Source organism: Bacillus sp. AFS023182 (genome assembly GCF_002560575.1).
GTDB classification, from domain to species: Bacteria; Bacillota; Bacilli; order Bacillales; family Bacillaceae_G; genus Bacillus_A; species Bacillus_A arachidis.
On record NZ_NTRO01000123.1, the window covers coordinates 1 to 822 of the forward strand.

2 protein-coding genes are annotated in these 822 nt (G+C 34.9%); both read right to left on the reverse strand.

From position 1 onward, the window contains the following. Positions 1–177 precede the first annotated feature (177 nt). Positions 178–372, reverse strand: coding sequence for a hypothetical protein (locus CN288_RS27435; protein WP_098303599.1), 195 nt, complete (start codon positions 370–372; stop codon positions 178–180). Between the two features lie 38 nt (positions 373–410). Further along, positions 411–797 (reverse strand): hypothetical protein, encoded by a 387-nt coding sequence (locus tag CN288_RS27440; protein ID WP_098303600.1) that lies wholly within the window; start codon positions 795–797, stop codon positions 411–413. Positions 798–822 lie beyond the last annotated feature (25 nt).

Below are 822 nucleotides of genomic sequence, written 5' to 3' on the forward strand. Positions count from 1 at the left end.
TCAGTCATAGTGGCATCTTGCCCCATTGCTGCAATATGATTTTTGTATTCTTTTGCCGCATTATTCATAATCATATTAATTTGTTTCAGCGTGTTAGCATACTGTACTTGTCCATCCATTTTAAAGTTAAGAACAACGTTTCTTTCTCTATTTCCTCCTGGCATTTTCTCACCTCACTTATCTAAATGGAGTCTGATCTAACGTATAGATTTGTTTTGGTTTCACTACATGCTCTTCAAGCGCATCCGGATTGGTGTATCGAAGGTGCATAATGAATTGCTTTAAAAAATGATTAGGAGTGATTTTCCAAAAGTCATCCATACTTAAACCGAGCAACGTATTACCGACATAAAAATAAAAATCCCAGTCCAACTCAGACTGAGATTCTTCATTTTTATTCAGTATGTTCTTTACTTTTTTTCTTTCTTCAACTTCTCCATATCTTCAATTTGGAAGTTTTGTCTGTTGAATATGTTAACTGCAGCTTGAAAGACATCAGGCAGTTCATGTAATGGAATGGAGCCTTTAACTTCTTCCAATGTACATTCTGTTCCACCGCTACGCATCATTGCATAAATTAATACCCTCATTAATTTAATTTCATGTTCTCCCATAACTACTTCGCCTTTTTCGAACATATCATTCATTTCTTCCTGAAATTCATGAAATTTCTTTCCAAAGGCTTCTTCCACATAAGGGAATGACTCCATCGTAAAAATAACGGGGATTTGCACCTTCTGTATTGTAATTGTTTCTCTATTTATATCAACGTTAACTAAATCACTTAAACGTGCCATATTACCACTCCTTATTGTCCTGTAG

What these genes read in the sequence shown, in the direction of transcription:
- CN288_RS27440 (WP_098303600.1), bottom strand. Translation starts at nt 797, where the DNA reads ATGGCACGTTTAAGTGATTTAGTTAACGTTGATATAAATAGAGAAACA.